Source organism: Marinobacter sp. L-80 (assembly GCF_056859395.1).
In genome coordinates this window covers 16,165-27,687 of record NZ_JBSXOI010000051.1, presented here as the reverse complement: position 1 = coordinate 27,687, position 11,523 = coordinate 16,165, and the positions used below count along the sequence as shown (strand labels likewise).

Below are 11,523 nucleotides of genomic sequence, written 5' to 3'. Positions count from 1 at the left end.
AAAATGGAGTGTTCGGCCCTGAGCCAATTAAACCCGCAAACCGTATAGCTGTTCAGGGTTAACCTAAATCAAGGTATCCTTCTGAAGCTGGAGTCGTTCACTTCATCTCTGCACTGTAAATATCCATTCCAAAAAGGAAAAACCATGACCCACAATCTTATACGGAAATTGCTGATTATTGGTCTCTGTTCTCTTTTTTCAGCCGCCGCGACCGCGCAGACGTTCATTTTTACGGCAATCCCGGACGAAGATGAAACCAAGCTCGTCGAGCGTTTCCGCGGCATTGCGGACTACCTTTCCGAGGAACTGGATGCCGATGTGAAGTACATCCCCGTGAAATCCTATGCGGCTGCCGTTTCCGCCTTCCGGAATAACCAAGTGCAGCTGGCGTGGTTCGGCGGCCTGTCGGGTGTTCAGGCGAGATCACTTGTACCCGGTTCTCAGGCAATCGCACAGGGGACTGAAGACCAGGCCTTCTACGTCTATTTTATTGCTCATGAGAGCACCGGCCTGGATCGTCAGGATAGCCTGCCAGAAGACGTACGTGGTAAGACCTTTACCTTCGGATCAAAGGGCTCAACGTCGGGACGATTGATTCCGGAGTACCACATCCGCGAAACGTTTGGCGAAGCACCTGAAGATGTATTTTCTCGGGTCGGCTACAGCGGCAACCACACTCGCACCCTCCGTCTGGTCGAGTCCGGCACCTACGAAGTGGGCGCGATGAACTTCGCGGTCTGGGAAAAAGAACTCGAAAACGGAAACATTGATACCGACGCCGTGAAGGTCATCTGGAAAACACCCGGGTTCCCGAATTATCAATGGAGCATCCGTGGCGACGTGGATGAAAACTACGGCGAAGGCTTTACCGATCGCGTTCGCGAAGCCCTGCTCTCGCTTGATGATCCCGAGCTGCTTGAGAGCTTCCCGCGTTCTGATTTTATTCCCGCTTCAAACGACGATTATGAGCCGATTCGCAAAGTAGCGAAAGAAATCGGAATCATTGATTGATGGCAGGCTTTGATCTCTCAGGCCTGACGGCCTCTTTTGGGGGTGAGCGGGTAATCGGGCCCCTCACCCTCAAGGTAAAGGAAGGAGATCAGGTTGCCCTCGTCGGTAAGAGTGGTGCAGGTAAATCCACTCTTATCCGGCTTATTCACCAGCGAGTGGATTGCCAGTCATCTCTTGTGCCTCAGGAGCTTGGCCTGGTAAACGCCCTTCCTGTGTTTCACAACGTGTTCATGGGCCAGCTCGACAAGCATGCCACCTGGTACAACACCATTACCCTTGTGCGGCCATTCAAACAGGACAGAAAACAGGTCCTGGAGCTTCTGGACGCATTGAGAATGTCTGAAAAACTCTGGATTCCCACAGCTTCGCTCTCGGGCGGGCAACGTCAAAGGGTGGCCATTGCCAGAGCCCTTTATCGCAACGCCCCGGTCTTATTGGCAGATGAACCCATCTCCGCACTGGACGGCCCCATGGCGCATCACGTTATGCAATTGCTGCGAGATCGCTTCAAAACCAGTGTTATCGCTCTTCACGATGTGGAAATGGCGATGAAGTACTGTAACCGCATTGTTGGCATACAGAATGGGCAGGTCGCCCTTGATGAGCCTACTGACCAATTGGCGGCCGCAGACATCATGTCGCTGTATTAGGATCTGTCGAGCGATGCTCTCCTACCCGACTGTTCGCACCAGCCTGATCTTTCTTGCTATTGCGCTTGTGGGGCTGTTGTTTGCCGATATTGCGATCACCGCAAACAATCCCTGGCGGGATCTGGGCAACTTTTTCCTGGGTGTACTCACTCCGAACTTTTTCAGCAGCGAAGGTCTTCTTACCGCCTTATTGCGAACAGTGGCCTTCGCCTTTGTTGGGGTGACCGTTGGCGGGGTTTGCGGATTTTTTCTGGCTCTGGTGTACCGATTCCTCCCGGTGCGGGTGTTTTGTGCTTTCATCAGGGCGATTCATGAGCTCTTTTGGGCTCTTATTTTTTTGCAGTTTTTCGGTTTCCACCCCCTGACGGGCGTGTTGGCGATCGCGATACCTTATTCCGGCATCTTCGCCAAGGTTTACTCCGAGATTCTCGAGGAAGCTGACCCGGAACCGGGCAGGCTCTTGCCACCGGGAACAGGAACTATCGCGGCGTTTCTGTATACCAGGATTCCTGATTGCTGGGTCCAGTTGAGAACCTACACCGCCTATCGCCTGGAGTGCGGGCTGCGTTCGAGTGCCATACTCGGATTTGTGGGCCTGCCAACTCTGGGGTTTTATCTGGAAACCTCTTTTTCCCAGGGGATGTACTCCGACGCCGGCGCAATGTTGATCCTCTTTTACGTGCTCATTGCCACAATTCCACTATGGGTAAGACCCAAGTTGTTACCCGTGTATATCGTGGGGGCTCCGTTTTTCCTTGGCGATGGCTTGCCCATCGTCTGGGGTAATGTTGAACGGTTTTTCACCGAGGATATTGTCCCCAGCCCACTCAGGGATGGAGAGGGCCTGGCCGGCCTTTTACCGTGGCTGAATGAACTGATGATCGAGCAGGCACTGCCTGGCATCTGGAATACTGTGGTTCTCACTCAGATTGCGCTGGTGGCCACGGGTATCCTCACCCTGCTGGCGTTCCCCCTGATCTCAAATCATTTTGGCGGCCCTATACGTCGAACCTCCGGCCATATTTTTCTGGTAATTGCCCGATCAACCCCTGAGTACATCCTGGCCTACATACTCCTGCAACTCTGGGGACCTTCCATGCTTCCTGCGGTGGTTGCATTGGCCCTTCACAATGGCGGCATCATAGGCCACCTGATTGGCCGGCAAACCAACACGATCCGTTTGAGATCCGATGCTCCCAAAGGCTTTAATCGCTATAGCTGGGAACTCGTGCCCCGGATCTACCGATCATTTCTGGCGTTTCTATTTTATCGCTGGGAAATCATCATGAGAGAAACTGCAATCCTTGGTATTCTCGGCATCTACACCCTTGGCTTTTACGTTGATAGCGCGATACAGAGTATCCGGTTCGACCAGGCAATGGTTCTGATCCTGATAACGGCCATGCTTAACATCGGCGTAGACATCCTCGGCCGCTATATTCGCCGCAAGCTGGCTTTGCAGACCATGCCCACCTGCTAACCCGCACTGCGATCCCCATCACAGTTCCGTCATTTCGGCCAACGCTAAACTGGTAATTGGCGACCGGTTGGCGGTATTGCCAGGATACATTCCGCTACACTCAGATCACCTATTGCAACATTCAGAGTTCTGGTGATGATGGTTAACGGGTTGATTCTCTTCATTCAGGTCGGGCTGCTGGCGCTGCTTGTCCTGTTGGCTGTGCGGGTTATCTCGCTGGTGCGTTCCGAACCCATCGCAGTCGGTCGCCAGGAAATCTGGCCAGCAACGAGGGACACGGTAGCTACCGACCTGCCCTCAAACAATTCCGAATGGCCGGTTGCCAGCAGAAGGCCGACTCCTGAAGCTGCTCCGGACCGGGCTGAGCTCATCACCCGATTGCACATTCTGGCTGGTCTCCAGGAACGGGATTGCCGTGTAAAGGGTCTGGCGCTAGCGACCGCACCCGATGCGGTCAAAGCCTATGCCACGGCTTGGCTGTACGGTGCCGGGTGCGCCCTGAGCGACAAAGGCAGTCGGCATTCCGAGGCACTGGCCGGGATTGTTGCCCAGACCATCAATCGAAAAACGGGGATGCGTCAACCGGAGGCGATGCAGGCGATCAGCACATTAACAGACAGTGCGGTTTATCTGGCTTGTTTCCGGGCGGGTCTGGAAGGTGCGGAGTTCTGGCGATACAACCATTTCGTACCGCCCACGTCGAGTCTTTACGACGCCATTACTGCCAACGCGTTTATTTAGCAGCCTGTTTGTTTGCGGTTTCAAGTACCCAGTCGGTACCCAGGGCAACGGGTTCCGCATGATCCTGTTCGTCCACTCGGGTTCCGGTTATTTCAGGCCGGCTGAAGCCGCCATCATCCGTATTTGCCATGCTGTCCACATCCACGGAACGAACCACATAGGTTACGCCGCCGGCCAGCACTTTCGCGCGATGAGTCAGGCCGAAAACAAACCGGCAGTAATCCAGCTTTAGCTGAATCAGATCCTGTTCGGCTTTGCGGATTTTTCTGAGCAGAACCTTCTGAACGCTATCTCCGTAATCCATCACGTTGTCCCTGCAAATGGCGATGAGATGATTTTACACAATCCCGGACCGTTGTCAGCCGACCAGTTGTCGGTTCAGCTGTCCCGGTGCTATTCGGCCTGGAAAACCAGCTTAACCGGGATGTTTTCGATGGGTTCCTGGCCCTGTTGCAGATCAATGCGCCAGGTCATTTTGCCATCCACGGTGCAGAACGGCGCTGTGAAACGGGCGGAGTACTGGTTTTCCGACTGTTTGCCGAGGGGCACCGGGTACTCGCCCATGTACATGGACTCGCCCCGGAGAACAGCCAGAAAGCGTTCCGGACGCTCCGGCGTGGCAACGGTTAGCTGGTATTCGGTGCCCTGAGCGCCCACGCCCATGGTGTTGAGGGCAACCTGCCAATCTCCGGAACCATTTGACCATTGGCACGGACCGCTTTCCAGCAGATCACACTGAACGGTCTGACTTTCTCCGCCGGACGTTTTGCCAGTGTCTCCCAGCAGGCGCCAACCGAACACACCGGCACCAACCACGGCCAGAATCAATCCTGTAACAGCAATCGCGCGTAACATAACCGCTTCCCGAACAAACCCGGCCGGCATTATGGGGTTTTCTCCGGCCGAGGCAAAGGTTTCTAAACTGGCGCTACTCATGAGAAAATACTGCGCCTTCAATTCGACCCATTCTGACCACAGGACACGCCCGTGCAGCCGGATATTTCCGTTAAGCACCTGAGCAAGGTATATGGCGACGGTTTTCAGGCTTTGAAAGACATTAACCTGGACATCCGCCGTGGCGAGATCTTCGCCCTCCTCGGCCCCAATGGCGCTGGCAAGACCACGCTCATCAGTATCATCTGCGGTATCGTCAATGCCTCCTCCGGACAGGTAACGGCCGCCGGTTACGATATTGTCAAAGACTACCGCAAGGCCCGCGAGACCATCGGCCTGGTGCCACAGGAACTCAACACCGATTCATTCGAAACTGTCTGGAATGCCGTTTCCTTCAGTCGTGGGCTATTCGGCAAGGCGCCGAAACCTGCGCACATCGAGAAAGTCCTGAAAGATCTTTCTCTCTGGGACAAGCGCAACAACCGGATCATGTCTCTCTCCGGTGGCATGAAGCGCCGCCTGATGATTGCCAAGGCGCTCTCCCATGAGCCCCAGATACTGTTCCTGGATGAGCCCACGGCGGGCGTCGACGTTGAACTGCGGCGGGACATGTGGGAAATGGTGCGCAAACTTCGGGAACATGGCGTGACCATCATCCTCACCACCCACTACATCGAAGAAGCCGAGGAAATGGCGGATCGCATCGGTGTCATTCGCGGTGGCGAGATCATTCTGGTCGAGGACAAGGCCCAGTTGATGACCAAGCTGGGCAAGAAAGAGTTGCGACTGCACCTGCAGCACAAACTGGACAAGGTGCCCGGTGAACTGACTCTGGAGCCGATAGAGCTGTCAGAGGATGGTTACGAGCTGATATACACCTTCGACTCCCAGCGAGAGCAGGCAGGGGTAACCCGATTGCTCCGCACGCTTGGCGATCTCGGTATCGAATACCGAGACCTTCAAACCCGGGAAAGCTCCCTTGAAGAGATTTTTGTCGGCCTGGTGCACGAGTAAAACTGCCGGCTATTCTGGAGAAATGCATGAACCTGTACGGTATCCGCGCAATCTACAATTTTGAAATGGCCCGCATGAAGCGCACTGTGATGCAAAGTGTGCTCTCGCCGGTTATATCCACCTGCCTGTATTTCGTGGTGTTTGGCTCAGCGATTGGCTCGCGGATGGGCGACATCGACAACATCGCCTACGGCGCTTACATCATCCCCGGCCTGGTGATGTTGTCGCTGCTGATGCAAAGTATTTCGAACGCCTCCTTCGGCATCTACATGCCCAAGTTCTCGGGCACGATTTATGAAGTGCTCTCTGCCCCGGTCTCCTATGTGGAAGTGGTGCTGGGCTATGTCGGTGCTGCTGCCACCAAGTCCATCATTCTTGGGCTTATCATCCTGGCGACCGCCAAGTTCTTCGTGGACTACGACGTACTGCACCCCTTCTGGATGCTCTCCTTCCTGGTGCTTACCTCGGTGACCTTCAGCCTGTTCGGTTTCATTATCGGCATCTGGGCCGACGGATTCGAAAAACTGCAGATCGTGCCGATGATGATTGTCACACCGCTGGTTTTCCTTGGCGGTACCTTCTATTCAATCGACATGCTGCCAGAGGTCTGGCAGACCGTGAGCCTGTTCAATCCGGTGGTTTACCTGATCAGCGGTTTCCGTTGGGCGTTTTACGGCGTGTCTGACGTTCATATTGCCATCAGTGTGGGAATGACCCTCGTATTCCTCACGGCCTGCATGGTCGGCATCTGGTGGATTTTCAAGACCGGCTACCGGTTGCGCTCGTGACCTGCGCATCAAGCCCGGTTCGGGGGGCGGAAGTCTGGGCCCTCCTTGCAGCCAGCTTATTGCTCTACGGCTGCTCCTCGGGCATTGCAGCACCTCAGGACGGCCTGCCGGTTGTCGAGGCCTGCTTTGTGTCTGCGTCGGGCGTGGTGCCAGTGCAACTCGAGATTGCCAGCACTTCCGAGCAACGCCAGAAAGGACTGATGGGCCGTACGTCCATGGCTCCCGATGCCGGGATGCTGTTTAAATACCACGAGCCGAGATCAGCCAGCCACGGATTCTGGATGTACAAGACCCTGATTCCCCTCGACATCGCCTACCTGAACGAGGATGGCAAGATTGGCAGCATTCGCAAGATGGTGCCCTGCCCCTCGGCCAGCGGCTCCGGTTGCCCCACCTACCCGGCCGGTGTGCCATTCATCGAGGCCGTGGAGATGAACGCCGGCTTTTTCCTGGAACATGGAATCGGAACGGGCGACCGGCTTGCCATCGGAAAGGACAATTGCCCGGCAAATTAGGCCGGGCAATGTCTCAGCAACCGGTTCAGCTGTCCTGCCACTCTGGCTTGCGCTTCTCCAGAAATGCGCAGATACCTTCCTGGGCGTCGTTCGCCATCATGTTGTCTGCCATCACCTCTGAGGTGTACTCATAAGCGTCCTCCAGCGGCATTTCCAGTTGCCGGTAGAAGGCTTCCTTACCAATCTTCAGAGTATGACCAGACTTGTCGGCAATGGTACGCGCCAGCTTGTAAACCATTTCGTCCAGGTGCTGCTCATCAACAATCTGATTGACCAGTCCGATGCGTTCAGCTTTCACGGCACCAATCATCTCACCGGTCAGCAGCATTTCCATCGCGTGCTTGCGTGACACATTCCGGGACAGCGCCACCATCGGCGTGGAACAGAATAGCCCGATATTCACGCCAGGCGTCGCAAACCGGGCGGTATCGGCCGCCACGGCCAGGTCGCAGCTGGCCACCAGCTGGCAGCCGGCGGCGGTCGCAACACCCGCAACCCGCGCAATGACTGGCCGGGGCAGGTTCACGATCTGCTGCATCACCTTGCTACACTGGTTAAACAGGGCCAGCTGGAATTCATGGCTATCAAACTGCTCACGCACTTCCCGGAGGTCATGGCCGGCACAAAACACGCTGCCATGAGCCGCAAGGACGACAACCCGCGTTTCCGAATCGGAGGCGATGATCGCCAGCTCTTCAGACAAGGCCTCAAGCATCGCCATGGAAAGGCTGTTTTTCTTCTCCGGCTGGTTCAGTGTAAGCGTGGTAATGCCATTTTCGCTGTACTTGTGCACCAGCTCTTGTGTTTGTTCAGTCATGTGGACACTCCATTTGAATCGTTGCTGCACCGGGCATTCTGGAATCTTATCCAGAGTATTGCTGACTGCGTCTATACTGTCGAAGCGACTTTTGTAGGATGCTCAGTTTTCAATGCGTTGCGGTTGTTATAGACCTCTGCTGCCCATAGGGTGTTGTAAGAGGCCAAAACTGCAGAGAGGAATAACACATGTCAAAATCGATGATCCTCAAAGCGATCTTCGCCATCGCGGTTATCGGCGGAGCAGTCTTCATAATCGTAAAAGACGAGCCAGCAACACCAACCGGCGACATCAACAGCATCCAGCCGCTGCCGGAACAGGACAACCCATAAATTAACCGAACCACCACACCGGAACAGGCGAAGCCACGTTGCAGACGACCAGAATCAAAGGACTGACCATCGCGGCTCTGGGCGTGCTGTTTATAGTGCCCGATGCGTTGCTGGTGAAAATCACCTCCGTGGATCCTGTGGTCTTTCTGTTCTGGCGCGGCCTGTTACTGGCGATCAGTTTTTTTGTGATCAGCTGGGCGCGATACCGTTCCCGGCTGGTGCCTGAAATTCGAAAATGCGGCCGTAAAGGCCTGTTCTGTGCCGGTGCCTTTGCCATCAGTACCCTCGGGTTCGTGGTTGGCATGAAGAACACAGCCGCCGGCAATGTGCTGGTCATCCTGAACACCGCGCCGGTCATCGCGGCCGTGATTGCCTGGGCGGTATGGAAAGAAACGCTGCCTCTTCGCACCTGGGTAGTTATTCTGGTGTGCGTCACCGGCGCCACCTTCATGGCCGTGGGAGAATTCGGCAAGGGCGACCCTCTGGGTCTGTTGATGGCCGTGGTTGCCGCCACTGCCCTGGCCTCCAACCTCAACGTAGCGCGCTCCAAACCCGACAGCGATATGAGCGTGATGCTTATGTTCGGCGCGCTGGTGTTGGCAGGTGTTGCGGCATTGCTTGGTGGTGCGCAGATGCCCTCGGCCCGTGATTTCTTCTTTATCGCTCTGCTCTGTCTGGTGTTCCTGCCCACTGCGTGCATCCTGATCCAGATTGGCCCCCGCTATATTCCGGCGGCGGAAGTCAGCCTGATGCTGCTTCTGGAAACCGTGTTCGGGTCTTTCCTTGTTTGGCTATTCCTCGGCGAAGTACCGCCAAAGCTCAGCCTGGTAGGTGGTGTTATTGTATTCTCCGCCCTGGCGGTGCATGGCTGGACAGAAGTAAGCCGGTACCGAAAAGCGCGGGTGGCAGTTGATTAACCCGGTTCCCGCGCGCGAAGATACGCGCTGATCAAAAACAAGGAACCGCAATAATGACCACCGTACCCAAGCTCACCGATGCCCTGTTGACCCTCGAAAACCGTGTCGCCACGCTTACTCTGAACCGTCACGACCTGCGCAATGCGCTGACAGGCTCAAACCTGATCGACGACATCGTGACCACCGCGGAATGGGTGAACCAGTGCGACGATGTGTCGGTACTGGTGATCACCGGCGCGGGCTCTGCCTTCAGCGCCGGCGGCAACATCCGGGATATGGCCAACCGCAGCGGCGATTTCGCCGGAGACGTGGCCGAATGCGCCGACCGCTACCGCAAAGGCATCCAGCGCATTCCTCTGGCTCTCCAGAATGTGGAAGTGCCCATCATCGCCGCCGTGAACGGACCTGCCATTGGTGCCGGCTTTGATCTGGCCAACATGGCGGATATCCGCATTGCCTCGGAAAGTGCAAAGTTCGGCGAAACCTTCCTCAACCTCGGCATCATTCCGGGTGACGGCGGCGCCTGGTTCATGCAGCGCCTGATTGACTACCAGCGCGCCTTCGAGCTAACACTCACCGGGCGGGTGATAGACGCTACCGAAGCAAAGGAGCTGGGCGTTGTTCTGGAGGTGGTGCCAGCGGACGAACTGATGAACGCTGCTCATACCATGGCAAGCCGCATGGCCAGCCAGCCACCGAAAGCCACTCGCCTCACCAAACGCCTGATGAAAATGGCACCGAGGATGGAGCTGAAGGATTTTCTGGATGTGTGCGCCAACTTCCAGGGCATGTGCCACAACGAGCCTGAGCACCTGGAAGCGGTTAACAAAATGCTGGAAGCAATGTCGAAAAAATAGTGGCGGCGGCCAAATGGCCGCCTATCTATCAAACGGGGCTATTGCCCCGTAAAGACCTTGAGGTCGAGCTCTTTCTCCACCTGCCTTGCAATCGTCTCGTCAGAAAGACTGAAAGCCACATGAAACCCCTTTTCGGTCTCGATACCACCATCATTGATGATGGAAACCACCTGCGCAGGATCTGTCAGCTCACTGACATCTTCGACCAGCGCTATCTGATCATCTTCCGAAAGCAGACTGTTTGCCGCTTCAATCGCCGACGAGGCACCCTGGCCGGGTGATGGCGTACAGACAATCATTCTCGCCTGCCCCACTGGCGTCACGATCAGCCTCTTGGCTTTCTCGATGGGATCGTTCACATAATCTGCGATTTGCTTACCAATAGTTTCAACTTCGGCCATGGCGTTCTGTCTCCTTGGACGGAAAACATTGAGTTAAAGCTTACGCCTACCGAAGAAACGTCGATCACTGCTCATTTGCCGTCGAGACCTGCGATTCGACGAAGATCACAAGAAAACACTTGGAGGGACACTGATAACAAAGATGGTGCTCCGGGCCGGAATCGAACCGGCACGACCTAACGGTCGAGAGATTTTAAGTCTCTTGTGTCTACCAATTTCACCACCGGAGCATTCGGGGGAGGTTTTGACGGGCAGAATTGTATAAGTCTGCGTGGGGTAACGCAATTCGGATTCTGCCCGCACTATCAGGCTGCCGGGCTGGTCTTTAGCGGGTTGATCGCCCTGCCCTTATAAATGTATCCCGCGATTTTCGGTGCCTTCGGGATGTAGAGGTTTTCAAGTTCCTGGATTTCAAAGCCGGCGTGACGGATCAGGTCTGCGATGTGTCGGTTCAGGTGGCAGCCGCCGGCCAGCTTTTTCCAGCCGGGGGTGATGCGGTTTTGCCATTTTCTCGTGTCATCGTGGGGCGATTCGCCGTGTTCGAGGAACAGGAGTTCACCGCCGGGTTTGAGCACTCGGCGCATCTGTTGAAGAGCGGCGTTCCAGTCAGGGATAGTACACAGCGTGAAGGTCAGCAGAACGGTGTCCACGGAGTTGTCGTCCAGAGGGATTTTCTCCCCGGGCAGATCCAGCCACTCTACCTTTATTGGAGTTTTGGCAAGGTTTGGCAGGGCCTTTCTACGCATGCCTTCTGATGGCTCCAGGCCGTACACCATATCGACGTTGTTGGCGTTGTAGAATTCCATATTGATGGCGGAGCCCATGCCCACTTCCAGGACGACACCTTTGGCGTGGGGAACTACCTGGCTACGAAGTTTCATCACCTGGCCCATTGAGCAAGCCCGGTCTATGATGTGAGGCAGTATTCTGTCTTCGTAAAAGCTCATCGGCATCACCATAATTGCGATAAATCAAGGGTGCGACAATCGGCCCTATCGAAACTGCTACTTTATTTAGTAGCATAGTAATCATCTGCCGGTAATAACAATATAACAATCAGAGCTAAGGCAGCGGCTGAACGGGTTCGCTGTGCCCGTTTGTTATGA

General features: G+C 55.4%; 15 protein-coding genes and 1 tRNA gene. 10 read left to right on the top strand and 6 right to left on the bottom strand.

Going from position 1 to position 11,523, the window contains the following annotated elements:
* Positions 1–144 precede the first annotated feature (144 nt).
* From AC13E3_RS05980 to AC13E3_RS05965, 4 genes are all read left to right on the top strand, one after another.
* A complete protein-coding gene (locus AC13E3_RS05980; RefSeq protein ID WP_273156830.1) occupies positions 145–1,011 on the top strand; it encodes a putative selenate ABC transporter substrate-binding protein in 867 nt (288 codons plus the stop codon).
* Positions 1,011–1,661, top strand: coding sequence for an ATP-binding cassette domain-containing protein (locus AC13E3_RS05975; protein ID WP_482901817.1), 651 nt, complete (start codon positions 1,011–1,013; stop codon positions 1,659–1,661). Before AC13E3_RS05980 ends, AC13E3_RS05975 begins: the two co-directional genes overlap by 1 nt.
* A gap of 13 nt (positions 1,662–1,674) precedes the next feature.
* Positions 1,675–3,141: a PhnE/PtxC family ABC transporter permease gene (locus AC13E3_RS05970; RefSeq protein WP_008171584.1), complete on the top strand. Its 1,467-nt coding sequence runs from the start codon at positions 1,675–1,677 to the stop codon at positions 3,139–3,141.
* 135 nt (positions 3,142–3,276) lie between these two features.
* A complete protein-coding gene (locus AC13E3_RS05965; protein ID WP_273083859.1) occupies positions 3,277–3,882 on the top strand; it encodes a hypothetical protein in 606 nt (201 codons plus the stop codon).
* On the opposite strand, the gene AC13E3_RS05960 is transcribed toward AC13E3_RS05965, so the two are convergent.
* The gene (locus AC13E3_RS05960) at positions 3,875–4,186 is read right to left on the bottom strand and encodes a hypothetical protein (RefSeq protein WP_008171587.1); all 312 of its coding nucleotides are present in this window, start codon (positions 4,184–4,186) and stop codon (positions 3,875–3,877) included. The genes AC13E3_RS05965 and AC13E3_RS05960 overlap by 8 nt on opposite strands.
* Positions 4,187–4,275: 89 nt before the next feature.
* Positions 4,276–4,737 (bottom strand): hypothetical protein, encoded by a 462-nt coding sequence (locus AC13E3_RS05955; protein WP_039881896.1) that lies wholly within the window; start codon positions 4,735–4,737, stop codon positions 4,276–4,278.
* A gap of 132 nt (positions 4,738–4,869) precedes the next feature.
* On the opposite strand from AC13E3_RS05955, the gene AC13E3_RS05950 reads away from it, so the two are divergent.
* The 3 genes from AC13E3_RS05950 to AC13E3_RS05940 are packed head-to-tail and all read left to right on the top strand — an operon-like array spanning position 4,870 to position 7,093.
* Positions 4,870–5,790 carry an ABC transporter ATP-binding protein gene (locus AC13E3_RS05950; RefSeq protein WP_482901816.1) on the top strand — a complete coding sequence of 307 codons (921 nt, stop codon included), beginning with the start codon at positions 4,870–4,872 and terminating at the stop codon, positions 5,788–5,790.
* A gap of 26 nt (positions 5,791–5,816) precedes the next feature.
* Positions 5,817–6,578 (top strand): ABC transporter permease, encoded by a 762-nt coding sequence (locus AC13E3_RS05945; protein ID WP_008171593.1) that lies wholly within the window; start codon positions 5,817–5,819, stop codon positions 6,576–6,578.
* Positions 6,575–7,093, top strand: a complete 519-nt coding sequence (locus AC13E3_RS05940; RefSeq protein ID WP_273083844.1) for a DUF192 domain-containing protein — start codon at positions 6,575–6,577, stop codon at positions 7,091–7,093. Before AC13E3_RS05945 ends, AC13E3_RS05940 begins: the two co-directional genes overlap by 4 nt.
* Before the next feature lie 25 nt (positions 7,094–7,118).
* On the opposite strand, the gene AC13E3_RS05935 is transcribed toward AC13E3_RS05940, so the two are convergent.
* A complete protein-coding gene (locus AC13E3_RS05935; protein WP_405419802.1) occupies positions 7,119–7,910 on the bottom strand; it encodes an enoyl-CoA hydratase in 792 nt (263 codons plus the stop codon).
* 188 nt (positions 7,911–8,098) lie between these two features.
* Between AC13E3_RS05935 and AC13E3_RS05930 the strand changes: the two genes are divergently transcribed.
* The 3 genes from AC13E3_RS05930 to AC13E3_RS05920 are packed head-to-tail and all read left to right on the top strand — an operon-like array spanning position 8,099 to position 10,016.
* Positions 8,099–8,242 carry a hypothetical protein gene (locus AC13E3_RS05930; protein WP_167450411.1) on the top strand — a complete coding sequence of 48 codons (144 nt, stop codon included), beginning with the start codon at positions 8,099–8,101 and terminating at the stop codon, positions 8,240–8,242.
* 38 nt (positions 8,243–8,280) lie between these two features.
* Positions 8,281–9,159: a DMT family transporter gene (locus tag AC13E3_RS05925; protein WP_053115334.1), complete on the top strand. Its 879-nt coding sequence runs from the start codon at positions 8,281–8,283 to the stop codon at positions 9,157–9,159.
* A gap of 53 nt (positions 9,160–9,212) precedes the next feature.
* The gene (locus AC13E3_RS05920) at positions 9,213–10,016 is read left to right on the top strand and encodes an enoyl-CoA hydratase-related protein (protein ID WP_482901815.1); all 804 of its coding nucleotides are present in this window, start codon (positions 9,213–9,215) and stop codon (positions 10,014–10,016) included.
* A gap of 38 nt (positions 10,017–10,054) precedes the next feature.
* Here the strand turns inward: AC13E3_RS05920 and AC13E3_RS05915 are convergent, their stop codons facing one another.
* The 3 genes from AC13E3_RS05915 to AC13E3_RS05905 form a co-directional block, all read right to left on the bottom strand.
* The gene (locus AC13E3_RS05915; RefSeq protein WP_482901814.1) at positions 10,055–10,417 is read right to left on the bottom strand and encodes a hypothetical protein; all 363 of its coding nucleotides are present in this window, start codon (positions 10,415–10,417) and stop codon (positions 10,055–10,057) included.
* Positions 10,418–10,560: 143 nt separating this feature from the next.
* A tRNA-Leu gene (locus AC13E3_RS05910) sits at positions 10,561–10,647 on the bottom strand.
* A 75-nt stretch (positions 10,648–10,722) separates the two neighbouring features.
* Positions 10,723–11,364 carry a class I SAM-dependent methyltransferase gene (locus tag AC13E3_RS05905; RefSeq protein ID WP_039881891.1) on the bottom strand — a complete coding sequence of 214 codons (642 nt, stop codon included), beginning with the start codon at positions 11,362–11,364 and terminating at the stop codon, positions 10,723–10,725.
* Between the last annotated feature and the right edge of the window lie 159 nt (positions 11,365–11,523).